Origin of the sequence: Janthinobacterium silvisoli, assembly GCF_014200725.1 — a bacterium.
Lineage (GTDB): Bacteria > Pseudomonadota > Gammaproteobacteria > Burkholderiales > Burkholderiaceae_D > Janthinobacterium.
Genome location: NZ_JACHCL010000001.1, coordinates 1,368,672 through 1,395,551 on the forward strand (window position 1 = coordinate 1,368,672; position 26,880 = coordinate 1,395,551).

At 60.4% G+C, this 26,880-nt stretch carries 23 protein-coding genes; 14 read left to right on the forward strand and 9 right to left on the reverse strand.

Annotation, left to right across the window (positions count from 1 at the left end):
- The first annotated feature begins 70 nt into the window (after nt 1–70).
- On the forward strand, nt 71–1,336 hold the full coding sequence (locus HDE75_RS06155) for a putative Na+/H+ antiporter (protein ID WP_183675743.1): 1,266 nt from the start codon (nt 71–73) through the stop codon (nt 1,334–1,336).
- A gap of 2 nt (nt 1,337–1,338) precedes the next feature.
- Entirely contained in the window at nt 1,339–2,271 is a 933-nt protein-coding gene (locus tag HDE75_RS06160) for a glycoside hydrolase family 6 protein (protein WP_183675742.1), read from the forward strand.
- A gap of 10 nt (nt 2,272–2,281) precedes the next feature.
- Here the strand turns inward: HDE75_RS06160 and HDE75_RS06165 are convergent, their stop codons facing one another.
- The gene (locus HDE75_RS06165) at nt 2,282–3,418 is read right to left on the reverse strand and encodes an extracellular catalytic domain type 1 short-chain-length polyhydroxyalkanoate depolymerase (RefSeq protein ID WP_183675741.1); all 1,137 of its coding nucleotides are present in this window, start codon (nt 3,416–3,418) and stop codon (nt 2,282–2,284) included.
- A gap of 216 nt (nt 3,419–3,634) precedes the next feature.
- On the opposite strand from HDE75_RS06165, the gene HDE75_RS06170 reads away from it, so the two are divergent.
- Nucleotides 3,635–4,228, forward strand: a complete 594-nt coding sequence (locus HDE75_RS06170) for a PRC-barrel domain-containing protein (RefSeq protein ID WP_183675740.1) — start codon at nt 3,635–3,637, stop codon at nt 4,226–4,228.
- Between the two features lie 61 nt (nt 4,229–4,289).
- On the opposite strand, the gene hrpA is transcribed toward HDE75_RS06170, so the two are convergent.
- Nucleotides 4,290–8,423, reverse strand: coding sequence for an ATP-dependent RNA helicase HrpA (hrpA, locus tag HDE75_RS06175; protein ID WP_183675739.1), 4,134 nt, complete (start codon nt 8,421–8,423; stop codon nt 4,290–4,292).
- 56 nt (nt 8,424–8,479) lie between these two features.
- Between hrpA and argA the strand changes: the two genes are divergently transcribed.
- Nucleotides 8,480–9,790 (forward strand): amino-acid N-acetyltransferase, encoded by a 1,311-nt coding sequence (gene argA / locus HDE75_RS06180; protein ID WP_183675738.1) that lies wholly within the window; start codon nt 8,480–8,482, stop codon nt 9,788–9,790.
- A gap of 44 nt (nt 9,791–9,834) precedes the next feature.
- On the opposite strand, the gene kdsA is transcribed toward argA, so the two are convergent.
- Nucleotides 9,835–10,680: a 3-deoxy-8-phosphooctulonate synthase gene (kdsA, locus tag HDE75_RS06185; RefSeq protein WP_183675737.1), complete on the reverse strand. Its 846-nt coding sequence runs from the start codon at nt 10,678–10,680 to the stop codon at nt 9,835–9,837.
- A 220-nt stretch (nt 10,681–10,900) separates the two neighbouring features.
- On the opposite strand from kdsA, the gene HDE75_RS06190 reads away from it, so the two are divergent.
- Together HDE75_RS06190 and HDE75_RS06195 are read left to right on the forward strand one after the other, a co-directional pair.
- Nucleotides 10,901–11,173, forward strand: coding sequence for an oxidative damage protection protein (locus HDE75_RS06190; protein WP_034750797.1), 273 nt, complete (start codon nt 10,901–10,903; stop codon nt 11,171–11,173).
- Nucleotides 11,174–11,346: 173 nt separating this feature from the next.
- Nucleotides 11,347–11,871, forward strand: coding sequence for a DUF6622 family protein (locus HDE75_RS06195; protein WP_183675736.1), 525 nt, complete (start codon nt 11,347–11,349; stop codon nt 11,869–11,871).
- Between the two features lie 40 nt (nt 11,872–11,911).
- On the opposite strand, the gene rpiA is transcribed toward HDE75_RS06195, so the two are convergent.
- Complete coding sequence (gene rpiA / locus HDE75_RS06200; protein ID WP_183675735.1) at nt 11,912–12,589, reverse strand: ribose-5-phosphate isomerase RpiA; 678 nt, start codon at nt 12,587–12,589, stop codon at nt 11,912–11,914.
- 218 nt (nt 12,590–12,807) lie between these two features.
- On the opposite strand from rpiA, the gene HDE75_RS06205 reads away from it, so the two are divergent.
- The 3 genes from HDE75_RS06205 to HDE75_RS06215 are packed head-to-tail and all read left to right on the forward strand — an operon-like array spanning nt 12,808 to nt 14,775.
- Nucleotides 12,808–13,176, forward strand: coding sequence for a response regulator (locus HDE75_RS06205; RefSeq protein WP_183675734.1), 369 nt, complete (start codon nt 12,808–12,810; stop codon nt 13,174–13,176).
- Between the two features lies 1 nt (nt 13,177).
- Nucleotides 13,178–13,801, forward strand: coding sequence for a chemotaxis protein CheC (locus tag HDE75_RS06210; protein WP_183675733.1), 624 nt, complete (start codon nt 13,178–13,180; stop codon nt 13,799–13,801).
- A gap of 14 nt (nt 13,802–13,815) precedes the next feature.
- Nucleotides 13,816–14,775: a sensor domain-containing diguanylate cyclase gene (locus HDE75_RS06215; RefSeq protein ID WP_183675732.1), complete on the forward strand. Its 960-nt coding sequence runs from the start codon at nt 13,816–13,818 to the stop codon at nt 14,773–14,775.
- Here HDE75_RS06215 and HDE75_RS06220 read toward each other — a convergent pair.
- The 3 genes from HDE75_RS06220 to edd are packed head-to-tail and all read right to left on the reverse strand — an operon-like array spanning nt 14,768 to nt 17,906.
- Nucleotides 14,768–15,304, reverse strand: coding sequence for a Rhs element Vgr protein (locus HDE75_RS06220; protein WP_183675731.1), 537 nt, complete (start codon nt 15,302–15,304; stop codon nt 14,768–14,770). The genes HDE75_RS06215 and HDE75_RS06220 overlap by 8 nt on opposite strands.
- A 56-nt stretch (nt 15,305–15,360) precedes the next feature.
- A complete protein-coding gene (locus HDE75_RS06225; RefSeq protein WP_183675730.1) occupies nt 15,361–15,990 on the reverse strand; it encodes a bifunctional 4-hydroxy-2-oxoglutarate aldolase/2-dehydro-3-deoxy-phosphogluconate aldolase in 630 nt (209 codons plus the stop codon).
- A 2-nt stretch (nt 15,991–15,992) separates the two neighbouring features.
- A complete protein-coding gene (edd, locus tag HDE75_RS06230; protein ID WP_183675729.1) occupies nt 15,993–17,906 on the reverse strand; it encodes a phosphogluconate dehydratase in 1,914 nt (637 codons plus the stop codon).
- Between the two features lie 343 nt (nt 17,907–18,249).
- On the opposite strand from edd, the gene pgi reads away from it, so the two are divergent.
- On the forward strand, nt 18,250–19,914 hold the full coding sequence (gene pgi, locus HDE75_RS06235; protein WP_183675727.1) for a glucose-6-phosphate isomerase: 1,665 nt from the start codon (nt 18,250–18,252) through the stop codon (nt 19,912–19,914).
- 10 nt (nt 19,915–19,924) lie between these two features.
- Nucleotides 19,925–20,821, forward strand: a complete 897-nt coding sequence (locus HDE75_RS06240; protein ID WP_183675726.1) for an SMP-30/gluconolactonase/LRE family protein — start codon at nt 19,925–19,927, stop codon at nt 20,819–20,821.
- A gap of 115 nt (nt 20,822–20,936) precedes the next feature.
- Here HDE75_RS06240 and HDE75_RS06245 read toward each other — a convergent pair whose 3' ends face one another.
- Nucleotides 20,937–21,890, reverse strand: coding sequence for a chemotaxis protein (locus HDE75_RS06245; protein WP_183675725.1), 954 nt, complete (start codon nt 21,888–21,890; stop codon nt 20,937–20,939).
- 444 nt (nt 21,891–22,334) lie between these two features.
- Between HDE75_RS06245 and zwf the strand changes: the two genes are divergently transcribed.
- From zwf to tal, 3 genes are all read left to right on the forward strand, one after another.
- Complete coding sequence (zwf, locus tag HDE75_RS06250; protein ID WP_183675724.1) at nt 22,335–23,807, forward strand: glucose-6-phosphate dehydrogenase; 1,473 nt, start codon at nt 22,335–22,337, stop codon at nt 23,805–23,807.
- An 88-nt stretch (nt 23,808–23,895) separates the two neighbouring features.
- On the forward strand, nt 23,896–24,750 hold the full coding sequence (locus tag HDE75_RS06255; RefSeq protein WP_183675723.1) for an SIS domain-containing protein: 855 nt from the start codon (nt 23,896–23,898) through the stop codon (nt 24,748–24,750).
- A gap of 131 nt (nt 24,751–24,881) precedes the next feature.
- On the forward strand, nt 24,882–25,817 hold the full coding sequence (tal, locus tag HDE75_RS06260; RefSeq protein ID WP_183675722.1) for a transaldolase: 936 nt from the start codon (nt 24,882–24,884) through the stop codon (nt 25,815–25,817).
- Nucleotides 25,818–25,889: 72 nt separating this feature from the next.
- On the opposite strand, the gene HDE75_RS06265 is transcribed toward tal, so the two are convergent.
- Nucleotides 25,890–26,723, reverse strand: a complete 834-nt coding sequence (locus HDE75_RS06265; RefSeq protein ID WP_183675721.1) for a hypothetical protein — start codon at nt 26,721–26,723, stop codon at nt 25,890–25,892.
- Nucleotides 26,724–26,880 lie beyond the last annotated feature (157 nt).

Consider the following 26,880-nt stretch of genomic DNA (forward strand, 5'->3'; position numbering starts at 1 on the left):
ACATGGAGCACTCTCCTTACCGCCTGGACATGCACCGGGCGGCCACCGTTCGCCCATAAGGAAAACGCATTTGACTACCATACAATTGATCAGCGCCATCATCTTCGGCCTGGCCCTGCTGCACACCTTCGCCGCCAAATCCTTTGAAGTGCTGGCGCACCGTCACCCCCGCCATGCGGGCTTGCTGCATTTGCTGGGCGAAGTCGAAGTCGTGTTCGGCTTCTGGGCATTTATCCTGATCATCGTGATGGCTTTCGTGTCGGGTGGCGCGGCCGCCGTCGACTATGCCGAATCGCGCCACTACACGGAACCGCTGTTCGTGTTCGTCGTCATGGTGGTGGCCGCCTCGCGCCCCGTGCTGGACGCCGTGCAGCGCTTGCTCAAGGGCGTGGCGCGCGTGATGCCGCTGCGCACGGAGCTGGCCCTGGTCTGGCTGGGCCTGGCGCTGGTGCCGCTGACCGGTTCGCTGATCACGGAACCGGCCGCCATGACCCTGGCGGCCCTGATGCTGGCGCCGCAAATTTTTCGCCCCGGCATCCCTGAATGGCTGAAATACGGCGCGCTGGGCGTGTTGTTCGTCAACGTCTCCATCGGTGGCACGCTGACGTCCTACGCCGCGCCGCCCGTGCTGATGGTGGCGACCACCTGGAACTGGGATAGCGCCTTTATGGCGACCCATTTCGGCTGGAAGGCAGCCATTGCCGTGCTGGTCAATGCGACCGGCGTGAGCTTGCTGCTGCGCAAATATCTGCACAGCAACACTTCCGACATCAAGCCGAAAGCGGGCGAAGTCGAACTGCCTAAAGTACCGCTGATCATCAGCGTCGTGCACCTGGCCGTGCTGGCCGCCGTGGTGGCGCTGGCCCACCACCCTGTGCTGTTCATCGGCCTGTTCCTGTTTTTCCTCGGTTTTGTGCAAGCGTATGAACGCTATCAAAGTCCGCTGATCCTCAAGGAAGGCTTGCTGGTCGGCTTTTTCCTCGGCGGCCTGGTAGTGCTGGGCGGCATGCAGCAATGGTGGTTGCAACCGATCGTATCCAGTTTGAAACCGCTGGCCCTGTTCTTCGGCGCGCTGGGCTTGACGGCGATTACCGACAATGCCGCCCTGACCTACCTCGGCTCCCTGATCGCCGGCATGACGGACGAGTCCAAGTACATGCTGGTAGCGGGCGCCGTGGCCGGTGGTGGCTTGACCGTGATCGCCAATGCACCGAATCCAGCCGGCGTGGCGCTGCTGCGCCGTGGCTTCAAGGATGAATCGATCGGCGCCCTTGGTTTGCTGGCGGGCGCCTTGCTGCCAACTGCCGTGGCGGCAGCTGCTTTCCTGGCGCTGTAAAAATGTGCAAAAAACGGGCCGCCCTGCTGCTGTTGGCCTTGCCTGCCGTAGCTGGCGCCGTGGATAAACTTACGCCCACAGCGCTGTATGTCGACCCGCAATCGACGGCAGCCATCTGGGCCCAGCAGCACGCCGACGATCCCCGCGCCAACTTAATCCGCAGCAACTTGGCCGAACAAGCCCAGGCAAAATGGTTAGGCAACTGGAGCGGCGAGATAGGCAAAGCCGTCGGTGATTATGTCAGCGCTGCAGCAAGCATCAACCAGACGCCGATACTGGTGGCCTACAATATTCCCGGCCGCGATTGCGGCCAGTACAGCGCGGGCGGCGCCAATTCCATCGCCGGCTACAAACAGTGGATAAGCAATTTTGCCGGCGCGGTCGGCCAGCGCAAGGCCATCGTTATCCTGGAGCCCGATGCGCTGGGGCAACTGACTTGTCTGTCCGCAGCTGGCCAGCAAGGCCGCCTCGATGCCTTGCGTTATGCGGTGGAGCAATTCCACCAGGCAGCACCCCAGGCCTATGTCTATCTCGATGCGGGCAATAGCGCGTGGATGCCGGCCGACGTAGCTGCCAGCCGCCTGGCACAAGCCGGCATCGCCGAGGCACGCGGCTTTGCACTGAATGTGTCCAATTACAAGACGGATGCATCGAGCAAGACGTATGGCGACGCGGTCAACGCGGCGCTGCAAAAACAACAGGGCTATAGACGCGCCTACGTGGTCGATACCAGCCGCAATGGCAACGGCCCGCTGGGGGCAGTATGGTGCGACCCGCCAGGGCGCAAGATCGGCGTGCCATCGGTGGTGCACCTGGGCGGCGGGCAGCCAGAAATGCAGCTGTGGATCAAGGCGCCCGGCAATGCCGATGGCTGCCGTGGCAAGGCAGGCATCTTTATGCCCGAGCTGGCTGAGCAATTAATAGAAGGAAAGTAAGCAAGAGCAGCTAAAGCCGCCGCTGGCCTGCAAAAAAATCCAGCAGCAACTTGCTGGCGTCGGGCCTGGCCTTGTCATTGAAGGGCAAGCTGGGGTCGCCACCGCTCCAGGCATGGCCCAGATGCTCGATCTGCGCCACCCGCAACAACAAGGCCTTCCCCACCTGATAATCATGCACGGCATACGCATGCGCCGGTGTGCGGCTGCCCGCCACGCTGGCCGGCACGCGGTACGCGGTGACCACCGTATCGGCCGGCATGCGGTTCAAGCGCAGGCTCTGGCGCACCAGCTGATCCTGGTTCACGGGACGCACCACCTGGTCCGCCTGGCCTTGCAGCAGCAGCATGGGCAAACGGGGAAAGTCAGGCTGGCGCAGCAGCACTTCATCGATGGCCGTATCGACCCTGGTGGCCGCGCCGTGCTGCATCACATTGAGCGCGCCAATCAGGTTATGGCCGCCGCCAAATACGGGCCCAGAATGCAGGCCCAGCGCGGCAAACAGTTGCGGATGGTTCAGGGCCACGATATGCGCCATGCCGGCGCCGGCGGAAATGCCGCAGATATAAATACGGGTACGGTCGATTGCATAGCGCGCGGCCACCTGTTCGATGGCGCCGATAATCAGGCGCACATCGCCGCCGCCCTCCTGCGTCAGCTTGTCATACCACTTCCAGCAGCGCCGGGCCTGCGCGCGCAGCGACTGCTGCGGATACAGCACTGCATAGCCCTTGCGCTCGGCCAGGCGGTTCATGCGCGTGCCCTCGGCAAACTGCGTGGCGCTTTGTTCGCAGCCATGCAGCATCACCAGCAGCGGACGCCCCCGGGCAAGCATGGCGGCACTCGGTTCCCGCTGCGGGATATACAGAAAATACGGCAGGCGCCGGCCAGGCAAAGTACCCAGTTCCGGCAAGGGAACATAGTGGGAAGCGAGCCACTTGCCCGGTGCGGGCGCCGCTTTCTTGCGCGCGCGCGGCGGTGACTTACTGTGCGGCTTGAGTGTGGATGTGGCCGATGCGGGCTTGCGCTTGGGCTTGGACTGGGCTGGCACGGGCGCAAACAGCACCTTGGCCAGCTTCCTGGCCGTGCGCTGCTGCGCCTTGCCTGCGCGCAGCAAGCCACGCAACCACGTGGTGGCAGGTTTTACCATGTCCACCCCATCAAACTGCATCCTTGCGTCATCAGCGACAGTATCAGCATAAGCAGCGGCCTCCTGTTGGAAACCATAGAGTACCGTATTGCCCGTGCGCACCGTAGGTTTGCATGCCAAAAAAGTGCCCCGGACACAATTGAGGCAGATCAAAGGTGGGAATGCGCCAGTGCTTATCGTGAATACTCACTGAAGACCACCAACGGAGGAGACACCATGAGCTATCTGGACCGCGACATCCTGGGCATGTACCGCAACAACGACACGGGCCCCGGGCCCGCATTGATGGGAGCCGACACCCTGCTCGGCGACGATGTCTACAACCACAGCGACGAGCAGCTGGGCGACATCAAGGAAATCATGCTCGACATGCGCAGCGGCCAGATCGCCTATGCGGTACTGTCCTTCGGCGGCATGCTGGGCATGGGCGAAAAACTGTTTGCCGTGCCATGGGAACGTCTGAGCCTGGACACCATCAACAAGCGCTTCGTGCTCGACGTCGACAAGGATCAACTGAAAAACGCCCCTGGCTTCGACAAAAACAACTGGCCCGACATGGCCAGCGACGCCTGGAACCAGCAGCTGGAAGACTTCTACGGCAACGGCACGCGCTACGGCACAGGGGCTGGAGCGCGGCGCATGCAGCAAGGCGGCGACCTGCGCGGCGGCGCCAGCCTGCAATCGGGTAGCGGCGGGAATCGCTCAGGTAGCGAGTCAGCCACCTCGATGAGCGGCAGCCGGGCAGGTACGGGCAACTTGCAGGGGCACTCATCGCTCAACGATGAGGATGATCTGGATAAGCGGAGCTAGCCAGCAACAAAGGGCCGGGGTCTGACCCGGTGGGTCAGACCCCAGTTTTATAGAGGCGCCATCACCGCAGCATGGATTCCCATACCTTTTGCAGGCGCTTCGCCGACACTGGCATCGGCGTGCGCAATTCCTGTGCAAACAGCGATACGCGCAGCTCTTCCAGCATCCAGCGGAAATCGACCAGTTTAGGGTCGGTGTTCTTGCCGGCCTGGCGGTCCTTTGCCTGGCGCTGGTAGGGAGCGGCGGCCGATTGCCACTCAGCCATCAGCTTGCTGTCGCGGGCAGGATCGGCACGCAGTTTTTCCAGGCGCACATTGATCGCCTTTAAATAGCGGGGGAAATGCGACAGCTGCGTGTATTCGTTTTCCGTCAGGAAGCGTTTATGTACGAGGCCCTGCAACTGCGCCTGGATATCGCTGGATGCCGCCGCCGGAATGTTTTGCAGCCGCTTGGGCAAGCCGTGGAATTCCGTCAGCACTTGCGACAGCAAGCGGGCAATTTCATTGACCAGCAAGACTAGCCGCGACTTGCCTTCCGCCTGGCGCTTGGCGAACGAGGCCGCGTCCAGCGGCAGCGGATCTTGCAGGCAGGCGATATCAATCGCCTTGTTGATGATTTGCTCGCGCAACTCTTCCTGCGATCCCAGCGCCATGAATTGCATGCCCATCTGCTGCAGACCAGGGATGCTTTTCTCGACGTACTTGATCTGTTCCTTCATTTGCAGCGCAAACAAACGGCGCAAGCCGACCTTGTGCGTGCGCGCCGCCACCGTCGGGTCGTCAAACACTTCCAGGTCGCAATGCGTGCCCTTGTCGACCAGGGCCGGGAAACCGATCAAGGTCAGCTTGCCCTGCACGATTTCCAGCAACTCCGGCAACTCACCAAAGGTCCAGTTGGTCAGCCCCATATGCTGGGAGACAGTATTATTCGCCGCCGGAGCCGCTGCCTTGGCGGGTGCCGCACCTTTGACATTCGAGGCGGCACTTTGCGCCTGCAGCCGCGAGGCCACTTGCGCACCGGCCACCTTGGCACCCGGCGTGCCGGTGCCGGACACGCCCGACACTTCAGCCAGTTTCTGGAAACTCTGACGCGCCTGGCCGCCGAATTCCGCCTGCAGGGTCGCCAGGTTGCGGCCCATGTCGAGCTGGCGGCCATGCTCGTCGATCACCTTGAAATTCATGAAGTGATGGGCAGGCAGGGTTTCCGGCTTGAAGTCGGTGGTCAGCACATTGATGGTGATTTGCGTGCGGATGTCCAGAATGATGGCGTCGACCAGATCACCGCGGCCAAACACGCCAGCCGTGTGCACGCGCTCGCAGAACTTGGCCGCGTAATCGGGCAGCGGCACGCAGTGGCGGCGCAGTTTTTGTGGCAAGGATTTAAGCAGCAGATGGACTTTTTCCTTCAGCATGCCCGGCACCAGCCATTCACAGCGCTCGCGCGGCAGCTGGTTCAGCGCATACAAAGGCACGGCCAGAGTCACGCCATCGCGCACGCTGCCCGGCTCGAAGTGGTAGGTCAGCGCCATTTCCAGGCCCGTGACCGACATGGTTTTCGGGAACAGGTCTGTCGTCACGCCAGCCGCTTCGTGGCGCATCAGCTCATCGCGGTTCAGGTATAGCAGCTTGCTGTTGTCGCGCGTGGCTTCCTTGTGCCATTTTTCGAAACCAGCGCCATTGCACACGTCTGCCGGCAGCAGCTTGTCATAGAAAGCGGCAATCAGCTCATCGTCCACCAGCACGTCCAGCCGGCGCGATTTGTGTTCCAGGTTTTCGATTTCCTTGATCAGCTTATGGTTGTGCGCAAAGAACGGCGCGCGCGTATCGAAGTCGCCGCCCACCAGCGCATCGCGGATGAAGATTTCACGCGCTTCCGGCAAATTGAAATTGCCGTAATTGATGCGGCGCTGGCTGTACACCACCAAGCCATACAAAGTCGCCCGCTCGGAAGCCGTCACTTGCGCCGAGCGTTTTTCCCAGCGCGGCTCGCCCCACGATTTTTTCAGCAAATGGCCGCCGACTTTTTCCAGCCACTCAGGCTGGATCTGCGCCACGCAGCGCGCGTACAGACGCGTGGTGTCGACCAGTTCGGCCGCCATGATCCACTTGCCCGGCTTTTTCAGCAGCGAGGAACCTGGCCAGATATGGAACTTGATGCCGCGCGCACCCAGATAGCCCGCGCCCGGCTCGTCTTCGCCCTTGAAGCCAATATTACCCAGCAAGCCAGTCAGCAAAGCCATATGCAGATTGTCGTAGGTGGCCGGTGCTTCATTGAGACGCCAGCCCTGCTCCTTGACGATGGTCAGCAACTGCGAATGCACATCGCGCCATTCGCGCAAGCGCATCTGCGACAGGAAATTGGCGCGGCAATTGTCTTGCAGCTGGCGGTTGGTTTTCTTGTGCTCGATGGCCGATTCAAACCAGCGCCAGATTTTCAGGTAGCTGAGGAATTCCGACTTTTCATCGGCAAATTTCTTGTGCGCTTCGTCAGCCGCCTGCTGGTGCTCCATCGGCCGGTCGCGCGGGTCTTGCACCGACAAGGCGGCAGCGACGATCAGCACTTCCGTCAGGCTGGCGTTATCCAAAGCAGCCAAAATCATGCGGCCCACGCGCGGATCCAGCGGCAGCTTGGCCAGCTTGTTACCGAGTGGCGTGAGCTTGTTGAACTCATCGACGGCGCCCAGTTCCTGCAGCAGCTGGTAACCGTCCGCGATCGCGCGCGCCAGCGGCGGCTCGATGAAGGGGAAGGTTTCCACGTCCGTCAGGTGCAGGGACTTCATGCGCAGGATGACGGCTGCCAGCGACGAGCGCAGGATTTCCGGCTCCGTGAATTTCGGGCGCAGCAAATAATCCTGCTCTTCGTACAGGCGAATACACACGCCATCGGCGACGCGGCCGCAACGGCCCGCGCGCTGGTTGGCGGCCGACTGCGCAATCGGCTCGACCTGCAATTGTTCGACCTTGTTGCGATAGCTATAGCGCTTGACCCGCGCCAGACCTGCATCGACCACGTAACGGATGCCCGGCACCGTCAGCGAGGTTTCCGCCACGTTGGTAGCCAGCACGATGCGGCGCGCATTGCTGGTCTTGAAAACGCGTTCCTGCTCTTCGGCCGATAAACGGGCGAACAGCGGCAAAATCTCTACATGCGGCGGATGGTGCTTGCGCAGCGCTTCGGCGCAGTCGCGAATCTCGCGTTCGCCCGGCAAAAATACCAGCACGTCACCCGAACCGATGCGGCACAGTTCTTCCACGCCATCGACCACCGCATCCATCAAGTCGCGCTTTTCGCGGGCGGCAGCCGTACGCTGGCCCGGTTTGTCGACATTGGCACCGGCGCCAGGCATGGCCACCTGCTCGCGCTCCACCGGGCGGTAGCGCACTTCCACCTGGTACAAGCGGCCCGACACTTCGATCACGGGCGCCGGTTTTTCCGGCGTGCCGAAATGGCGCGCAAAACGCTCGGCATCGATGGTGGCCGAGGTGATGATGATTTTCAAATCCGGCCGGCGCGGCAGCAGCTGTTTCAGGTAGCCGAGCAGGAAATCGATGTTCAGGCTGCGTTCATGCGCTTCATCGATGATGATGGTGTCGTAGTTTTTCAGCAGTGGGTCGGTCTGCGTCTCAGCCAGCAGAATACCGTCCGTCATCAGCTTGACCGACGCGCCCTTCGTCAAGGTATCGGCAAAGCGGACCTTGAAGCCGACTGTCTCGCCCAGCGGCGTGCCCAGTTCCTGCGCGATGCGCTTGGCGGTCGACGAGGCGGCGATACGGCGCGGCTGCGTGTGGCCAATTAAACCCTTCTGGCCGCGTCCCAGTTCCAAACAGATCTTCGGCAGCTGGGTAGTTTTACCGGAACCCGTCTCACCCGAAACGATGATCACCTGGTTGTCCAGAAAGGCCTTGGCGATTTCCTCGCGGCGGCCCGAGACCGGCAAGTCTTCCGGATACGTAATCAGCGGCAGCGGATTGCGGAAAGCCTTTTCGGCTTCGCGCGCGGCGCGTGCAAGGTCACGGGCTGCACGCGCTTCGGGACTATCCTGCCCTCCCCGCGGTTTCTGTGACTCTGGGCGCGAACGGCCACGGCCCTGCGCAGGCGCCGCACTGGCGCCTTGATTAGCGCCTTGATTGGCCCCCTCTTTAGGCACATACGCAACGTTAGAAGGGGAAGAAGACTTATTACTGGCTGAAGACATTTATTTTTACAGGTATTTTAAGCGCGCACATCGCGCAGCGAATTATAATGCGCTTAATGGAAAACCCTACCCAATTCGTCCAATGGCTGCGCTCAGTCGCGCCTTATATACACGCCTTTCGCGGCAAGACCTTCGTGGTCGCCTTCCCCGGTGAGCTGGTCAGCGCCGGTGCACTGCAAGTGCTGGCCCACGATCTGTCGCTGCTGCATGCGCTCGATATCAACGTCACCGTGGTCTATGGTTCACGACCGCAGGTGGCCGAACAACTGGCCCTGCGTAACGTCGAGGGCCGCTTTCACAATGGCGTGCGCATCACCGACATCGCCGCCATGGAATGCGCCAAGGAAGCTGCCGGTGAATTGCGTCTCGATATCGAGGCTGCATTCAGCCAGGGCTTGCCGAACACGCCGATGTCGCACGCGGCGATCCGTATTATTTCTGGCAACTTCATCACGGCGCGCCCACTGGGCGTAATCGATGGCGTGGACCTGGAACTGACCGGCATCACGCGCAAGGTCGACGCCGAAACCATCCATTCCATCCTCGGTTCGGACGGCCTGGTACTGCTGTCGCCGCTGGGCTTTTCGCCGACCGGCGAAGCGTTCAACCTGACCATGGAAGACGTGGCCTGCAGCGCCGCCATCGCCCTGCATGCCGATAAGCTGATCTTCATCACGGAAACGCCGATGATGGAAGACGCCACCGGCGTGGAAATCCGCGAACTGTCGTCGCACCAGGCCGAAGCCGTGCTGATGGCCGGCTTCCTGCCGGACGCCACCTCGTTCTATCTGCGCCACTGCATCAAGGCTTGCCACAACGGCGTGGACCGCTCGCACATCGTGCCGTTCTCGATGGACGGCTCAGCCCTGCTGGAATTGTTTACCCACGATGGCGTGGGCACCATGATCAGCCATGAAAACCTGGAAAGCCTGCGCCAGGCCACCATCGAAGACGTGGGTGGCATCATCAAGCTGATCGAACCGCTGGAAGCCGATGGCACCCTGGTCAAGCGGGGCCGCGAGCTGATCGAGCGCGAAATCGATTATTTCTCTGTCATCGAGCATGACGGCGTGATCTTCGGCTGCGCCGCACTGTATCCGTTCCCGGCGCAAAAAATGGCGGAAATGGCATGTTTGACCGTCAACCCCGAAGCGCAAGCCCAGGGCGATGGCGAACGCATCCTGAAACACATGGAAAACCGCGCCCGCGCCGCCGGCCTGCACAAGCTGTTCGTGCTGACCACGCGCACCTCGCACTGGTTCAAGAAACGCGGCTTCGTTACCGCCACCGTCGATGACTTGCCGAAGGATCGCCAGCATATGTATAACTGGCAACGTAAATCGCAAGTCTTGATCAAGACTCTGTAACACTGAAAAAGCCCGGCATGCCGGGCTTTTTTACACGAATATTCTTATTTAATATTCAGCGGTGCAAATGATTTGACCAGATCATCCAGCGCCTTCAGTTGCGTCAGGAACGGTTCCAGCTGGTCCAGCGGCAAGGCGCTAGGGCCGTCGCAGCGTGCGTTGTCCGGGTCTGGATGGGCTTCCAGGAACAGGCCGGCGATGCCGACGGCCAGGCCGGCGCGGGCCAGGTCGGCCACTTGCTGGCGGCGGCCGCCCGAAGCTGCACCGCCCGGGTCGCGCTGCTGCAAGGCATGCGTCACGTCGAAAATGATCGGCAAGTTGTCGCAAGTCTGCCTCATCACGCCAAAGCCCAGCATGTCGACCACCAGGTTGTCGTAACCGAGGCAAGTGCCGCGGTCGCACAGGATCAGCTGGTCATTGCCCGCTTCCTTGAACTTTTCGACAATATTGGCCATCTGGCCAGGGCTGAGGAATTGCGGCTTCTTGATGTTGATCACTTTACCGGTCTTGGCCAGGGCCACCACCAGATCCGTCTGGCGCGCCAAAAAGGCTGGCAATTGCAGTACGTCAACAACTTCCGCCACCTGGGCCGCCTGCCATGGTTCATGCACATCGGTGATGATAGGCACGCCAAAGGCTGCTTTGACGTCCTGGAAGATCCGCATCCCTTCTTCCAGGCCAGGGCCACGGTAGGAATGGATGGACGAACGGTTGGCCTTGTCAAAACTGGCCTTGAAGACATAGGGAATGCCCAGTTTTTGCGTCACGCGTACATATTCTTCACAGCTGCGCAGGGCGAGATCGCGCGATTCAAGCACGTTGATGCCGCCAAACAGCGCAAAGCTGCCTTCATTGCTGACATTGATGCCATTGACTTTGACTGAGGCCATAGGGGATTCCATATTGGTTAATTACAACGGTTGACTGTGCAGAGAGGGAGGAAGCTGCCTGCGTGATAAGGCATCTTACTAGCTAGCACAGCGCAGATCAAATTTGATCCTGCGCAAGAGCTTATCCAAAGGCCGCCGGCCATCTGCTGCCGCCCCCGCAGGCGGACACGCAAAGTGCCTTATAATCACGTTTTATCTCTACACCGATTCAGGAGCACAGATGGCCCGCACTATCCATTGCATCAAACTCAACAAGGAAGCCGAAGGACTGGACTTCCCGCCGTACCCAGGCGAACTGGGCAAGAAAATCTATGAATCGGTGTCGAAAGAAGCCTGGGCTGCCTGGCTCAAGCATCAAACCATGCTGGTCAATGAAAACCGTTTGAACCTGGCCGACGCGCGCGCGCGCAAATACCTGGCCACGCAAATGGAAAAACATTTCTTCGGCGATGGCGCCGACGCCGCCATGGGTTACGTTCCTCCTACGGAATAAGTTTTTTGCTTTCCTGCCCGTGGCCGCCGCGCTACGGGTAGTCTTCTCTTCGTTTCACGCTGCCTTACGCTGTTTCACGGCACACCTTCCCCGTTTCGTCGCAGTCCGCTCGCCCTGATAAACGCTTGCAGGCAAAGTACGTCCATCGACAACCACACCAAACGGCGGACACCATGTTGCAGCAAATCTTCAGCCACACTCCCCTCTACGTCTGGGCCATCCTGGGCTTTCTTGTCTACCGTGGCGTGCTGGCCAGCCGCACGCGCGAAGTGACTTTGCGCAAGCTGTTCATCGTTCCGCTGGTGATGCTGGCCCTGTCCCTGACCGGCGTGATCGGCAGTTTCGGCCTTGAAGGCGCCGCCCCGCTCGCCTGGCTGGTAGGCGCAGTCGCTGGCGGCACACTGGCCTGGTCGCTGACCGATACGCGCAAGCTGACCGCTTACACTGAACGGGGCAGCGTGCAGCGTCCCGGCAGCTGGCTGCCCCTGATACTGATGATGGCGATTTTCTGCATGAAATACGCGGTGGCCGTCAGCCTGGCCATTGTCCCGGGCTACGCCCACGCGAGCAGCTTCGTGCTGCCGGTCTGCGCCGCATACGGCTTGTTCAGCGGCATCTTTATAGGCGGCTTGCTGCGCACCGTGGCCGTGTACCGCCAGGCACAAATGCACAGCGGCCCGCAAGGGGCCGCTGTTTGAAACAAGAGCATCAGCCGGCGCTGAAGACCGGCTTCTTTAATCAGTAGCTCAGCTTACGCACGCCTTCAGGCGTACCCAGCAGGCATACATTGGCGCCGCGTACGGCAAACAGGCCGACGGCGATCACGCCGACGATCTGGTTGATCTGCTGTTCCAGCGCCACCGGATCAGCGATCTGCAAACCCAGTACGTCGATGATTTCGCCACCGTTGTCGGTAATGAACGCTTGATCGCTGCCTGGCTTCAGGCGCAAACGCGGCGTGCCGCCCAGCGCGGCCAGCTGGCGCGATACTGCAGCGCGCGCCATCGGAACCACTTCCACCGGCAGCGGGAAGGCGCCCAAAGTATCGACCAGTTTGGAGCCATCGGCGATGCAAACGAACTGTTTCGCTACCGAAGCGACGATCTTTTCGCGCGTCAATGCCGCGCCGCCGCCCTTGATCATGGCGCCGCTGGCCGTGATCTCGTCGGCGCCGTCGATGTAGACCGCGATCGATGCCACATCGTTCAAGTCGAACACGGGAATGCCGTGGCCGGCCAGGCGCGCAGCGGTCGCTTCGGACGAAGCCACGGCGCCCTTGATGGTGTGCTTGATCTTGGCCAGTTCATCGATGAAAAAATTGGCGGTGGAACCGGTGCCGACACCGATAATTTCACCGGCCACCACATACTCGATGGCGGCGCGGGCTACGGCTTGCTTCAATTCGTCTTGGGTCATGGCATAAAAGGCAGAAGTGGGAATGCCGCTATTTTAAAGCATGAGCAATGCTGCAAACCGCTCTTCGCCTGCTGCGCCAACTGCCGCGTTCATTTTGTAACAACAAGGAAATTTAAAATAATTTGCTTTGAAGCAATTAATTGGCCAATTCCTCTGGATGCACGTCAAAATATGCGAAAATGCCACTATCACAGAATATGACGCTTCAGGAATACCACATGGATCACAGTAAACAGGTACTTGTTGTCGATGACAGCCGGGTTTCACGTTTGATGGCACATCAGTTCATCCTCAGCAAACATGCCCACTGGCAGGTCACTGAAGCGGCAACAGGTGAAGAAGCAATCGAAAAGGCCAAGACGCTCACGCCTTTCCTGATCTTGCTCGATGTCAACATGCCCGGCATGGGCGGCGTGGCAACGGCAGAACAATTGCGCGCGCTGTATCCGCACACACATATCTTCCTCGTCACGGCCAATGTGCAAAACGCCATCCGCAACCGCGCCAGCGAGCTCGGTGTCGGCTTCATGGAAAAACCCATCACGGAAACACGCATCCACCAGCTGATCGACTCACTGGAAGCTTAGTATGGTCAATCTCTCCGAACTCGAGAACGATGCGCTGGTAGAGATCTTCAATATCGGGGTCGGCCATGCGGCGGCGGCGATGAGTGAAATCGTCAATGAGGAAGTCACGATGTCGGTGCCTTCCATCACTTTCCTGAACCGCGCCGACGCGGCCGCCCTGCTGGGCAGCAAGAAAGATGGCGAGCGCATCTGTGGCGTCAGCCAGCATTACGATGGCGCCTTCGCCACCGAAGCCATCTTGATGTTCCCGGAAGATAAAAGCCTGGAAATCGTGCGCCTGATGGTGGGCGACAGCGTGCCGCTGCAAGAGCTGACGGAGATGGAACAGGAGGCGATGAGCGAAATCGGCAACATCATCCTCAATTCTTGCGTGGGCACGCTGGCCAATCTGTTCGACAGCGAACTGCATGGCTCGCTGCCGCTGTACCACGTGGGCACCAGCGCACAGATCATGTCCTCGTTCGGCGGCCCGGACGACGCCGTGGTGCTGATGCTGCATATCGATTTCGTGCTGGCCAAACACCAGATCCACGGTTACGTTGCTTTTGTGCTCGATCTATCCGCCCTGCATGACCTGAAAGAACAGGTCAGCCGCTATCTGGCCAAGGCCCTGGGACAGGCGTGACAGGTGTGAACATCATGCCGGACGCCGTACATCGTTTGAATTTGCTTGAAAGCATCATCGGCGCCGTGAATCTGGGCGCCATCGTGCTCGACGAGACAGGCCGCATCGTGCTGTGGAACCACTGGATGGCGCGTCATTCTGAATGGTCCGCAGACGCCGTGCTGGGCCGCGATTTTTTCGAGGTCTTTCCCGAGTTGCAACATAAGCGCATAGCCTCGGCCATCGGCCAGGCCCTGCGCGACAACTTCCAGTCGCTGCTGTCGCAAACCCTGCACAAGGCGCCATTTGCCCTGTACACGCACGGCGCACAAGAGCGCATGCAGCAGGCGATCGCCGTCACGCCCATCAACCTGCCCGACTCGCCCCGCCATTGCCTGATCCAGATCAATGACGTCACCATCGCCGTGGGCCGCGAAAAATTGCTACGCGAACAGACGATGGTGCTGCGCTCGCAAACCTTCTCGGACGGCTTGACGGGCATCGCCAACCGCCGCCATTTCGACGTGGCCATCGAACGGGAAATGCGGCGCGCCATGCGCAACAGCAGCCCGCTGTCGCTACTGATGATCGATATCGACCATTTCAAGGACTATAACGACCATTACGGCCACCAGCAGGGTGACGGCTGCCTGATCCAGGTAGCGGCCGAACTGGCCGCCATGCTGCAGCGCCCGACCGATTTATTGGCCCGCTACGGCGGCGAAGAGTTTGCCGCCATCTTGCCCGACACCGATGCGGCGCAAGCGCTGCAAATGGCGGAAGCGATACGCCAGCGGGCGGCCGAGCTGCGCATCCCGCATGAAAAGACGGGCAATGACGTCAAGCACATCACGGTCAGCATCGGCATCGCCACCCAGCACACCCATCTGCCGCACCAGCCGCTGGACATCGCCTCCCTGATCGGCGCCGCCGACCGCGCGCTGTACCTGGCAAAACGCTCAGGCCGCAACCGGGTGACGACACAAGCTACCTGAAGTATTTGCTGGCGGGCAGCTGCTTGCGGTCTGAGGGATCGTCCAAGAAACCTTGCAGTATCTCTTGCAGCTGCGGCAGCTGCGCTACATAAGCCGGAATTCCCAGCTGGCGCGCGCCGAAATAGTGGGCGATGATGTCGCCCTGCTGCTCCATATTGAAATCCGACAAAACGCCGCCCGCGCTGGCCGTGTAGCGGTAGGCGCGCTGGCCAATATAGCCACCACACAAAGCCAGCAAGGCGCCATGCAGCAAGACGCAGTAACCGAGCTGGTACTGCCAGACATGCACCATTTCATGGATAAAGAACAGCTTGCCGCCGTTGCCCCCGCGTGAAAAATCGTCGCGGTACTGGGCCGGCATGAAGTGCAGGCTGCCGCGCGGTGTCATGGCCGTGTTCTGGTCTTGCAAGCCGAAGGGAAGAAAGGAGCCGCACACCACGCGCACGCGTGGATAGTCGATGGCGCCCTGAAAGACGCTGCGGGCCATGGCGATTTCGCCTGGCGTCAGGGGACGGCGCAATCTGTGCATGGCCGCATTAAAAAGTCAGCGCGGCAAGCGGTATCGCTTGCCGTGCCCAGTCACATTCAGGCAGAACGCAAACCGCTAGCCGCTTTGGCGATTTCGGTAATACGATCCCAATTGCCAGCCGCAATCGCGTCTTTCGGCGTCAGCCAGGAACCACCCACGCAGGCGACGTTTTTCAAGGCCAGGAATTGCGATGCCGTATCTTGCGAAATGCCACCGGTCGGGCAGAACGTCACGTCAGGCAGAGGACCGTAGATGGCGTTGAGCATGCCGATGCCGCCGGCTGGCACGGCCGGAAACAGTTTCAGTTGCTGGAAGCCGTTTTCACGGGCCGCCATTACTTCGCCTGGCGTCATCACGCCTGGCAGCAGTGGCAAGCCGCTGCTTTTCGCTGCCGCCACCAGTGCTGAGGTCAAGCCTGGCGAGACGCCAAATACGGCGCCTGCATCGCGCGCCTGGGCAAATTCCTCGGGACGGGTCAGGGTGCCCACGCCGACGATGGCGCCCGGCACTTCGGACATGGCGCGTATCGCTTCCAGGCCGTGTTTGGTGCGCAGGGTGACTTCCAGCACGCGGATGCCGCCCGCCACCAGCGCGCGCGCCAGCGGTACGGCATGGTCAGGGTCGTCGATCGCGATCACGGGGATCACGCTCGAGGTGCGCATAATTTCCAGTAGTGTCATGGTCATCTTTATTTCCTTGCCAAAAAGTCTTCATCGGAACCGGGCACAGTATCGCCGACATTGTCGGCTTCGTGCAAGGCAACCGTGGTGGGAATCGGCGACGGCAGGCCGAAGGTGGTAGCACCCTCTTCTGCCGCGCTGACGGTGGAACGGAACATGGAAAACAGCTCGCGGCCCATGCCGATATGGTTCGGCGACAGGTCGGCGTGCACCAGGGTGCGCGCATGCCAGACATCGGCCGGCACCAGCGCTTCGAGCACGCCCGTGAAGGCGTCGAGGCGGATGATGTCGCCATCGCGCACCAGGCCCAGCGGACCGCCAGCCAAAATTTCAGGCGACACGTGGATCGCTGCCGGCACCTTGCCCGACGCGCCCGACATGCGGCCATCGGTGACCAGCGCCACGTGGCGGCCGGCATCCTGCAAGTTGGCCAGCGCCGGCGTCAACGCGTGCAATTCCGGCATGCCGTTGGCGCGCGGGCCCTGGAAGCGCAGCACGGCAACAAAGTCGCGGTCCAGCTTGCCAGCCTTGTAGGCGGCCATGAAATCTTCCTGCGAATTGAAGACGATGGCAGGCGCTTCCACCGTGCGGTGCTCCGGCTTGACGGCCGACACTTTCATCACGGCGCGGCCCAGGTTGCCAGCGACCAATACCATGCCGCCGTCCGGGGCGAACGGGTTCGAAGCCGGACGCAGCACGTTTTCGTCGGCGCTGGTCTTCGGCGCATCTTTCCAGAACACCTTACCGTCTTCGCCCAGGAACGGTTCCATGCAGTGCGCGCGCAAGCCGTGGCCCAGGATGGTATTGACATCGTTGTGCAGCAAACCAGCGTCCAGCAATTCGCGGATCAGGTAACCGGTGCCGCCAGCGGCGTGGAAATGGTTCACGTCGGCGTCGCCATTCGGATAGATGCGCGTCAGCATCGGTACGATGGCCGACAGTTCATTGAAATCGTTCCAATCGATCACGATGCCGGCCGCCTTGGCGATTGCCACCAGGTGCAAGGTGTGATTAGTCGAACCGCCCGTAGCCAGCAAGCCGACGACGGCGTTGACGATACATTTTTCATCGACGATATGGCCGACTGGCAAGTAACTGCCGCTTTGCGCCGTGATGCTGGCGGCGCGCTGGGCGGCGGCCGTGGTCAGCGCATCGCGCAGCGGCGTATTCGGCGTAATGAAGGCGGCGCCCGGCAAATGCAAGCCCATCACTTCCATCAGCATCTGGTTGCTGTTGGCGGTACCATAAAAAGTACAGGTGCCGGCGCCGTGGTAAGCCTTGGCCTCACCTTCGAGCAAGTCTTCGCGCGTGGCCTTGCCTTGCGCATACAGCTGGCGCACATGGGCTTTTTCCTTGTTCGACAGGCCCGAGGTCATCGGGCCGGCCGGCACGAACACGGCAGGCAGGTGGCCGAAGTGCAAGGCGCCGATCAGCAGGCCCGGCACGATCTTGTCGCACACGCCCAGGTACAGGGCCGAGTCGAACATATTGTGCGACAAGGCAACAGCCGTCGACATGGCGATGGTGTCGCGCGAAAACAGCGACAATTCCATGCCCGGCTGGCCTTGCGTCACGCCATCGCACATGGCAGGCACGCCACCGGCGAACTGGGCCACGGCGCCTACTTCGCGCACGGCTTGCTTGATAATCTGCGGGAAGCGTTCGAACGGCTGGTGCGCCGACAACATGTCGTTATACGAGGAAACGATGGCCACCGACGGCTTCTTGTATTCTTTCAGCGACAGCTTGTCGTTGGCGGGGAAGGCGGCAAAGCCGTGGGCCAGGTTGGTGCACGACAGCGCGCCGCGCTGCACACCCTGGATGCGGGCCGCGTCCAGGTGCGCCAGATAGGCGCCGCGCGACGGCCGGCTGCGCGCGATGATGCGCGCTGTTACGGATTCGACTACTGGATGCAGCGCCATGATGGATTTCCTTAAAAAAGTATTTTGTGAAATTTTACTACAAAATGGTTGAGAAGAAGCACTCTTGCTGAGGGCCACACAAGAAATAATCGAATTTTCCGCTGTTTTCCTGGACAAAAATGCAAAACCTTGTCTTGATGCATTTCTTCCTTATCGTCAGCACAACGCTGGGAAAATGCAAGGAAAAAGACGGAGAAGCGGATCATGCAGAACAATCTGTAGTGAAATTACCTTTTTCTGATGTATTATTCTCACACCCGTGCCGTCATAGCCGTTCGCCGCAACGCTGACCGCGCCCCCTTCAACCGAGACAGCACTTACTCAAGCACCCAAGCCGACCGCCATGCGCCAGCCAGCCCCTACTCCCGCCATCACTGCCACCGCCAGCTTTTTATCCCTGCAAACGCATAGCGCCAGCCTGCGCGACGTGCATATGCGCCAGTTGTTTGCTGCTGACCCGCAACGTTTTTCCAGCATGACGGTCGATGCGGCCGGCCTGCTGCTCGATTACTCGAAGAACCGGGTCGATGCCACCGCGCTGTCGCTGCTGATGGACCTGGCCCGCGAACGCGGCGTGGAAGCGCAGCGCGAAGCCATGTTCACCGGCGAAAAAATCAATCTTACCGAACATCGCGCCGTTCTGCATACTGCCTTGCGCGCCCCGCGCGGCACCAGGCTGGTGGTCGATGGCCAGGATATCGATGCGGACGTGCAGGATGTATTGCAACGCGTCAAGGCTTTCACGGACAAGGTGCGCAATGGCAGCTGGCTCGGCTACACGGGCAAACCGATCTGCGACATCGTCAACATCGGCATCGGCGGCTCGGACCTGGGCCCGAAAATGGCTTGCCTGGCGCTGCGCTCTTACGCCAATCCCGGCCTGGAAATGCATTTTGTGTCCAACGTCGATGGCCACGACATGGAAGCGACTTTATCCAAGGTCGATCCGGAAACCACCTTGTTCATCGTCGCATCAAAAACCTTCGTCACGGCTGAAACCATGCTCAACGCCAACACGGCGCGCGCCTGGTTCCTGCTCGAAGGCGAAGAAAAAGACTTGGCTCAACATTTTGTGGCTGTCTCGACCAATCAGGCCGCCATCGTGGAATTTGGCATCGCGCCGGAAAACATGTTCCCATTCTGGGACTGGGTCGGTGGCCGCTATTCCGTCTGGTCATCGATCGGCCTGGCCGTGGCACTGTCCGTCGGCTTTGAATACTTCAGCGATTTCCTCGCTGGCGCGCATGCCATGGACCAGCATTTCCGCAGCGCGCCTCTGGAACAGAATATGCCGGTGGTATTGGCCATGATCGGTTTCTGGAACCGCCAGTTCCTCGATTGCGGCTCCGTGTCGATTGCCCCTTACCATCAGGACTTGAGCCGCTTTGCTGCTTACTTGCAACAGCTGGATATGGAAAGCAATGGCAAGCGCGTCACCAAGGATGGCCAGCCGGTCGACGTGCCGACCGGCCCCGTGATCTGGGGCGATTGCGGCACGAACGCACAGCACGCCTACTTCCAGCTGCTGCACCAGGGCACGGACATCACGCCGATCGACTTCATCGCCGCGCTGCGCGCCACGCATGACTTGCCGGGCCACCACGACGCCCTGCTGGCCAACTGCTTTGCCCAGTCCGAAGCCTTCATGACGGGCAAGACGGGGGACGAAGTGCGGGCCGATTTGCAGGCGCAAGGCTTGCCAGAAGCCGAGATCGAGGCGCTGGTGCCGCACAAGACTTTCCCCGGTAACCGCCCCAGCAACACCATCTTGATGGATCAATTGACACCGCTGACCCTGGGCGCCCTGATCGCCCTGTACGAGCATAAAACCTTCGTGCAAGGCGTATTGTGGAACGTCAACAGCTTCGACCAGTGGGGCGTGGAACTGGGCAAGGTACTGGCCAAGAAAATCCAGGCTGAACTGACGGGCTCTGCCCATCCAGAACAGCATGACAGCTCGACCAATGGGCTGATCGCATTAGCGCGCGCAGCCAAGGCGGCATACTAAGAAGGGGTTTATGAATATTTACGAGATCAAGGTTGTCAGCGAGCAAGCCATGCAAGTGGGCGAATGCCCGCTGTGGCATGCCAGGGAAGCGGCCCTGTACTGGGTCGATATCGATGGACGCGCCGTGCACCGCTTGCATCCAGCCAGTGGCCAGCAGCAACGCTGGGATATGCCGACCGAACCGTCGGCACTGGCGATCAACGCTGGCGGCGGCTTGATCGTGGCCTTGCGCAGCGGCTTCGCGCACCTCGATACCAAGACGGGCAGCCTGGCGGAAATCGCCCCGGCGCCGTTCGACATGGCCACTACCCGCTTCAACGATGGCAAGGTGGATCCGGCGGGCCGTTTCTGGGTCGGCACGATATTCGAGCCGCGCAGCTCGGCATCGGCAGAAATGTTCGTGCTGGAAAAGGGCAATGTGCGCAAGGTCTGGTCGGGCGGAATGACGGTCTCGAATGGCCTGGGCTTCAGCCCGGACCAGCACACCATGTACCACGCCGATACCACCACCCACCGCATCGACCGCTTTGATTTCGACGCCGCCACGGGCGCCATTTCCGAACCGCACGCCTTCCAGCGCTTTTCTACCGATAAAAAAGCGGCGGACTACGGCGGACGCCCCGATGGCGCAGCCGTCGATAGTGAGGGCAATTACTGGTCAGCCATGTTTGAAGGCGGCAGGATTTTGCGCTTCGCGCCCGATGGTGAATTACTCGATGAAATCACCTTGCCCGTACGCTGCCCGACCATGGTCACCTTTGGCGGCCCGGACTTGCGCACCTTGTACATTACCAGCGCCAGCCACAACCGCTCGGCAGAAGAAATCGCCGAATACCCACTGACGGGCCATGTACTGTCGGTGCGCGTGGATGTGGCGGGGCAGCTGGAAACGGCTTACCAGGCATAAAACTACCGGGGTCAGACCCGCCGGGGGAATGCTCTCCAATGGAGAGCATTCCGATCCCGCAGGGACTGACCCCAGCTCTTGCTTTAGGGGCTAAAAATTGAACAAAAGCGCAATCTCAACGCGCCAGCACCTTGCGTATCGTATCGGCTAATTCCGCCGCGACAAACTTGGCCACATAACCGTCCGCCCCCACGCCCTTGACGTGGTCTTCATTGGTCGAGCCCGTCAATGATGAATGGATCACCACCGGGATGCTGGCAAAGCGGCCATCGTTCTTGATATTGCGGGTCAGGGTAAAGCCATCCATTTCCGGCATTTCGAGGTCGGTCAGCACCAGCGCCACCTTGTCGGCGGCGGTCTTGCCTTCCTGGGCAGCCTGGGTCGAGATCGCTTGCAAGCGATCCCATGCTTCCTTGCCCGTCTTGGTCATGATAAAGGGCACGCCCATCGCTTCCAGGCCTTTTTCGATCAAGGAGCGGGCCAGCAGGGAATCGTCGGCGGCCAGGATCACGGCGCCGGCCGGCAAGCGCACTTGCGGGCCGATGCTGTGCTGGTCGACGTCCGGCTCGCCGGAAGGCAAGACGTTGCGCAGGATTTGTTCCACGTCCAGCACTTGCGCCAGCCGCGTCTTGTCCGTATCGCCGTCCAGGCGCGCGATGCTGGTGATCAGGCCACCGCCCACCGTCGATTCGGCCGACAGCACCTGATTCCATTCCAGGCGCACGATTTCATCGACTTCTTCCACCGCAAAGGCCTGCGTCGAGCGGGCAAACTCCGTCACCATCAATATCTTCAAGCCATTGCTCTTGCAGCCTACCGCCATCGGCAAGTCGATCACGGGCACGATCTGGCCACGGATATTGACCACGCCCAGCATGTGCGGATGCGAGCCAGCCACAGCCGTGATGACCGGCATTTCCATGATCTCGCGCACCTTGAAGACATTGATGCCAAACAGCTCGCGGCTGGTGGAATGCTCGCTGGTGCCCAGTTTGAACAGGAAGAGTTCGAATTTATTATTGCCGGTCAGGCTGGTGCGTTCATCGACATCTTGCTGCATTGAATTCATGGTATCCCCTTGAGTGGAGCCGGCGCTGATGACGCAATAACATGGTATGAATTTAATTATACGGATTTTTAATTTCTGAAAAGCCACTTTACGCGCGAGTGAGTCACTGTGTCTGCATTTCTTGACTTGCTTGTTGCTGCAACGCAAATCGTTGCATCGTGCATCAGAAAGATTCCTGGACCGGCATGATTTCCTTGAAAAACAGGCCACAGACACGAGCGACGCGCAGGCCAGGCGAAGGGCATATAATGGCTATGCAGCAGGCTTCCACAGAGTGGCCATAATGTAGTAAAATTTCTTGCAATTGCCACTTCCACGTAGTAAATTTACACCACTGAATTTATAGCGTTTAACCGTAGTAGCAACAGACAGCAACACTCAGCAACAGACTGGCCCATCCGGTCGGCCCCTCCGGCTCTCTTACTTTTGCGACGATACTCACTTATGGCTCTTACCGATTTTGACCTGGTCCTGTTTGGCGGCAGCGGCGATTTAGCAATGCGTAAATTACTGCCTGCCATGTATGCACGCGACGTTGCCAACGATTTGCCGCCGACGGCGCGCATCATCTGCGTGGGCCGCCAGGACAGCGGCCAGGACGCGTTCCTGAAAATGGTGGAAACCAATTCCCGCCCGCATATCAAGGCCAGCACCCTGAATGCGGCCACCTGGAGCCGCTTTTGCGCACGCATCGTCTACGTGTCGCTCAACGCCAGCGACGCCAAGACCTATGCCCCGCTGATCGAAGCGCTGCGCGATGGCAGCGACCTGACCCGCGTTTATTACCTGGCGACGCCGCCGCATCTGTTTGCGCTGATTTGCGACAACCTCGAAGAAAATGGCCTCGTCACGCCTAACTCGCGCGTGGTGCTGGAAAAACCGCTGGGCCGCGACCTGGCCAGCGCCAAGCAGATCAATGCCGAAGTGGGCAAGGTATTCCAGGAATCGCAGATCTACCGTATCGACCATTACCTGGGCAAGGAAACCGTACAGAACTTGCTGGCTTTGCGCTTCGGCAATATCCTGTTCGAGCCGCTGTGGCGCCGTGAATGGATTTCCGACGTGCAAATCACCATCGCTGAAAAACTCGGTGTGGGCAACCGCATGGGTTACTACGACACATCCGGCGCGCTGCGCGACATGTTGCAAAACCACTTGCTGCAATTGCTGTGCATCGTCGCCATGGAACCGCCGACCTCGATCGCGCCAGACGCCGTGCGCGATGAAAAACTGCAAGTACTGCGTTCGCTGAAAAAATTCACGCCGACCACGCTGTCGCAAAACATCGTGCGCGGCCAGTACCGCGCCGGCCACGTCGATGGCGCGGCCGTGCCGAGCTACCGCGACGAACCCGATGCACCGGCCCAGTCGCGCACCGAAACCTTTGTGGCGATGAAGGCGGAAATCGATACCTGGCGCTGGGCCGGCGTGCCGTTCTACCTGCGCACCGGTAAACGCATGGCCGACAGCCTGGCTGAAATCGTCGTGCGCTTCAAGCAGATTCCGCACTCGATCTTCAACCAGCCGACCTCGAGCTTCCAGCCGAACTGCCTGGTGATCCGCTTGCAACCAGATGAAGGCCTGAGCCTGAACCTGATGGCAAAAACGCCCGGCGACGCCATGCGTTTGAAACCCGCCGAACTGGAACTCGATTTCCGCGAATCGTTCAAGAGTCCGCGCATGGATGCCTACGAGCGCCTGCTGCTGGACGTCTTGCGCGGCCAGCTGACCCTGTTCATGCGCGGCGACGAACTGGAAGCGGCCTGGGAATGGGTCGAGCCTATCCTCGAAAACTGGGAACAGAACGAAAGCGCCCCGCTGCCATACACCTCGGGCACCTGGGGCCCGGCAGCAGCGAGCGCCCTGATCGGCCGCGATGGGCTGCAGTGGCGTGAAGAAGCTTTGCCGGAAGACTAACCTGCAAGGCAAGAAGCCTGTCCATTCACGGACAGGCTGTTACTCGAATTGACGTCTCCAAAAAAAACCAACTCAAAAGACTAACCTGATGCTGCTTGACTCCATCCGCACCCAGCTCGATTCGCTCTCCAAGTCGGAGAAGAAGGTCGCGCTGGCCGTGCTAGACCAGCCTAACCAGACGGTCAGCCAGAACATCACGGCGCTGGCGAAAAGCGCGCAGGTGTCGGAACCGACAGTGGTGCGCTTTTGCCGCACGCTCGGTTATGACGGCTGGCATGAGTTCAAGCTGAAGCTGGCGCAGGGCCTGGCCCTGGCCATGCCGGGCGCGAACGAGCAGCCGGCGCAGGACGACCTGGCGGCAGACCTGGTCAACAAGATCTGCAGCCGCTCGATCAATACCCTGCTCGACCTGCGCAACAACCTGAACCCGGAAGCGATCCAGCGCGCGCTCGACATCCTGTCGCGCGCCAGCAAGATCGAATTCTATGGCCAGGGCACGTCGGGCATCGTGGCAGCCGATGCGCAGCACAAGTTCTTCCGTTCTGGCGTGCCGACCGTCGCCTATAGCGATCCGAATATCCACAGCATCGCCGCGGCCCTGCTGCGCAGCGGCGACGCACTGGTCGCCATCTCGCAGCGCGGCAACAGCCCGGCCCTGGTGCGCTCCGTGAAACTGGCGCGCCGCGGCGGCGCCGACATCATCGTGCTGGCTCCATCGGGCACGCCGCTGGCCGACCTGGCCACAGTGCTGATCCCGATCGACCTGATCTTCAATACCGACCCCTACACCCCAATCTCTGCCCGCCTGGCCTACCTGGTGGTGATCGACGTGCTGGCCGTGGGCCTGGCCCTGCAGCGGGGACCGGAATTCCGCAAGAAGATGCAGAATGCGCAGAAAGCGCTGCAAGAGTTTGATATGCAATTTGATTCATTTATTGGCTGAGCGGTTATAGTTCGTGAAGTAGCAACAGAAATCTGGGGTCAGTTCCTGCCGAATCGGAACGTATCCCATTGGGATGCGTTCCCCCGACGGGTCTGACCCCGGCCTTAACCACTTTCAGTATAATTTCCGGCATGAATCAATTAGAACAGCTCAAACAATTCACTACCGTGGTGGCCGACACCGGCGACTTCCAATCGATACAGGCGTACACGCCGCGCGATGCGACGACGAATCCTTCGCTGATTTTGAAAGCAGTGCAAAAGGATGAATACAAGCCACTGCTGGAAAAGGCCGTGCGCGACCGTCCTGACGCCTCCACCGGCGACATCATCGACCATTTGCTGATCGCTTTTGGTCTGGAAATCCTGAAAACCATTCCTGGCCGCGTGTCGACCGAAGTCGATGCGCGCCTGTCGTTCGACACGGCAGGCACGGTGGCCAAGGGCCGCCAGCTGATCGCGCTGTATGAACAGGCCGGCGTGGCGCGCGAGCGCGTGCTGATCAAGATCGCCGCCACCTGGGAAGGCATACGCGCCGCCGAGATCCTGGAAAAGGATGGCATCCACTGCAATATGACCCTGCTGTTCTCGCTGGCCCAGGCCATCGCCTGCGCCGAAGCGGGCGCCAAGCTGATCTCGCCTTTCGTCGGCCGCATCTACGACTGGTACAAGAAATCGACGGGCATCGATTATGAAGGCGCCGAAGATCCGGGTGTGCAATCGGTCAAGCGCATCTACAATTACTACCGCAAGTTCGGCTACGACACCGAAGTGATGGGCGCGAGCTTCCGCAACACTTCGCAAATCCTGGAACTGGCCGGCTGCGACCTGCTGACCATCAGCCCCGACCTGCTGCAAAAGCTGGCCGACAGCGATGCGCCAGTGGCACGCAAGCTGAGCGCCGATACGGCGCCAGGCGCCAACATCGTCAAGATTTCGCTCGATGAAAAAGACTTCCGCTTCATGCTCAATGAAGATGCGATGGCGACCGAAAAACTGGCCGAAGGCATACGCGCTTTCTGCGTCGATTCGGGCAAGCTGAAACAGATGATCGCCGCGCTGCGCTAAACAGGCAGCCCTGGCGATAAAAAAGCGGCGTCCGTGCACTGCACGGCGCCGCTTTTTTCATGCCTGTAAAACTCAGGAGCAGTGGAAGGTGGCGATGCCCTGGTAGTTGGCGCCATTGGCCAGCACCACTTTATAGCCGCCGATGACCAGGTAGCGGCCCGCGCCACCGTCGCCCAGCGCCAGCAAGGTGCCGGAATCGCCGCCCAGGAAGCCGCCGCCGATCAGGCTCATGTCTGGCCGGGTCAAGGTGCCCGTGCCACTGATACGGCCCGTGCTGCCACCGGCGGTGGCGTCGACCGTCATGGCCAGCACCGCGCCCGTGGCGCCAAAGACCACGCTGGCGCTGCCGCTGGCCGTGCCGAAATACGCAGCCGGCTGCACATTGGCGCCGCCCGTGTAGCTGGGCGCCGTAAAGCTGCCCGCCTCGCATTGCAGACTGCCGCTGGTGGGCAAAGACGCCACGGCGTTGTACACGCTGTAGTGGGCGCTGGCGTTATTGCCGCTCAGGATAGTCGTGCCGGAAGCATCCGTAATGGTGCCGCTGAACCAGCGGCCTTGTGCAAAGCTGGCGTCGCCGCTGATCTCGCGCGTGATAGCGGGCGTGCCGCTGAAGGTGGCATCCGCAATCACGCTGAGGGCGCCGTTACTGCCTTGCGTGACGCGCGTCAGGATGCCGGTACGTTGACTGGCGACGGCCATCAGGATGTAGCGCGGGCTGGCGCCCTGCACATAGGCGGCGCTGACGCTGCCGGTATCGCCACTGCTGGCAGGAGGCGTCACCGGCGGGGGTGGATTGACAACCGCCGGTGTGTCGGAAGAGGAGGAACCGCCGCCGCAGGCACTCAGGGCGAGGGTCAACAGAAGAATGCCAGGCGAAAAACGCCGTACTGAATTGGGTGTGCTCATGTATCTCTTGTCTGTAAAAATAAAAAACCGGCGAGACCGGTACGGCAGGCATACCATCCTGGCCGGCCGTACAGTGTATTGAATTGGCGGGCCTGGCGTCGCACGCATGCCATCCCTGCCATCGATATTTTCTGGCTAAACAAGAAACTGTTTCAAG

Bases quoted from the DNA above. Each gene is read 5' to 3' on its own strand.
- HDE75_RS06160 (WP_183675742.1), top strand. From the start codon at position 1,339: ATGTGCAAAAAACGGGCCGCCCTGCTGCTGTTGGCCTTGCCTGCCGTA.
- HDE75_RS06165 (WP_183675741.1), bottom strand. From the start codon at position 3,418: ATGGTAAAACCTGCCACCACGTGGTTGCGTGGCTTGCTGCGCGCAGGC.
- HDE75_RS06170 (WP_183675740.1), top strand. From the start codon at position 3,635: ATGAGCTATCTGGACCGCGACATCCTGGGCATGTACCGCAACAACGAC.
- hrpA (WP_183675739.1), bottom strand. From the start codon at position 8,423: ATGTCTTCAGCCAGTAATAAGTCTTCTTCCCCTTCTAACGTTGCGTAT.
- argA (WP_183675738.1), top strand. From the start codon at position 8,480: ATGGAAAACCCTACCCAATTCGTCCAATGGCTGCGCTCAGTCGCGCCT.
- kdsA (WP_183675737.1), bottom strand. From the start codon at position 10,680: ATGGCCTCAGTCAAAGTCAATGGCATCAATGTCAGCAATGAAGGCAGC.
- HDE75_RS06190 (WP_034750797.1), top strand. From the start codon at position 10,901: ATGGCCCGCACTATCCATTGCATCAAACTCAACAAGGAAGCCGAAGGA.
- HDE75_RS06195 (WP_183675736.1), top strand. From the start codon at position 11,347: ATGTTGCAGCAAATCTTCAGCCACACTCCCCTCTACGTCTGGGCCATC.
- rpiA (WP_183675735.1), bottom strand. From the start codon at position 12,589: ATGACCCAAGACGAATTGAAGCAAGCCGTAGCCCGCGCCGCCATCGAG.
- HDE75_RS06205 (WP_183675734.1), top strand. From the start codon at position 12,808: ATGGATCACAGTAAACAGGTACTTGTTGTCGATGACAGCCGGGTTTCA.
- HDE75_RS06210 (WP_183675733.1), top strand. From the start codon at position 13,178: ATGGTCAATCTCTCCGAACTCGAGAACGATGCGCTGGTAGAGATCTTC.
- HDE75_RS06215 (WP_183675732.1), top strand. From the start codon at position 13,816: ATGCCGGACGCCGTACATCGTTTGAATTTGCTTGAAAGCATCATCGGC.
- HDE75_RS06220 (WP_183675731.1), bottom strand. From the start codon at position 15,304: ATGCACAGATTGCGCCGTCCCCTGACGCCAGGCGAAATCGCCATGGCC.
- HDE75_RS06225 (WP_183675730.1), bottom strand. From the start codon at position 15,990: ATGACCATGACACTACTGGAAATTATGCGCACCTCGAGCGTGATCCCC.
- edd (WP_183675729.1), bottom strand. From the start codon at position 17,906: ATGGCGCTGCATCCAGTAGTCGAATCCGTAACAGCGCGCATCATCGCG.
- pgi (WP_183675727.1), top strand. From the start codon at position 18,250: ATGCGCCAGCCAGCCCCTACTCCCGCCATCACTGCCACCGCCAGCTTT.
- HDE75_RS06240 (WP_183675726.1), top strand. From the start codon at position 19,925: ATGAATATTTACGAGATCAAGGTTGTCAGCGAGCAAGCCATGCAAGTG.
- HDE75_RS06245 (WP_183675725.1), bottom strand. From the start codon at position 21,890: ATGAATTCAATGCAGCAAGATGTCGATGAACGCACCAGCCTGACCGGC.
- zwf (WP_183675724.1), top strand. From the start codon at position 22,335: ATGGCTCTTACCGATTTTGACCTGGTCCTGTTTGGCGGCAGCGGCGAT.
- HDE75_RS06255 (WP_183675723.1), top strand. From the start codon at position 23,896: ATGCTGCTTGACTCCATCCGCACCCAGCTCGATTCGCTCTCCAAGTCG.
- tal (WP_183675722.1), top strand. From the start codon at position 24,882: ATGAATCAATTAGAACAGCTCAAACAATTCACTACCGTGGTGGCCGAC.
- HDE75_RS06265 (WP_183675721.1), bottom strand. From the start codon at position 26,723: ATGAGCACACCCAATTCAGTACGGCGTTTTTCGCCTGGCATTCTTCTG.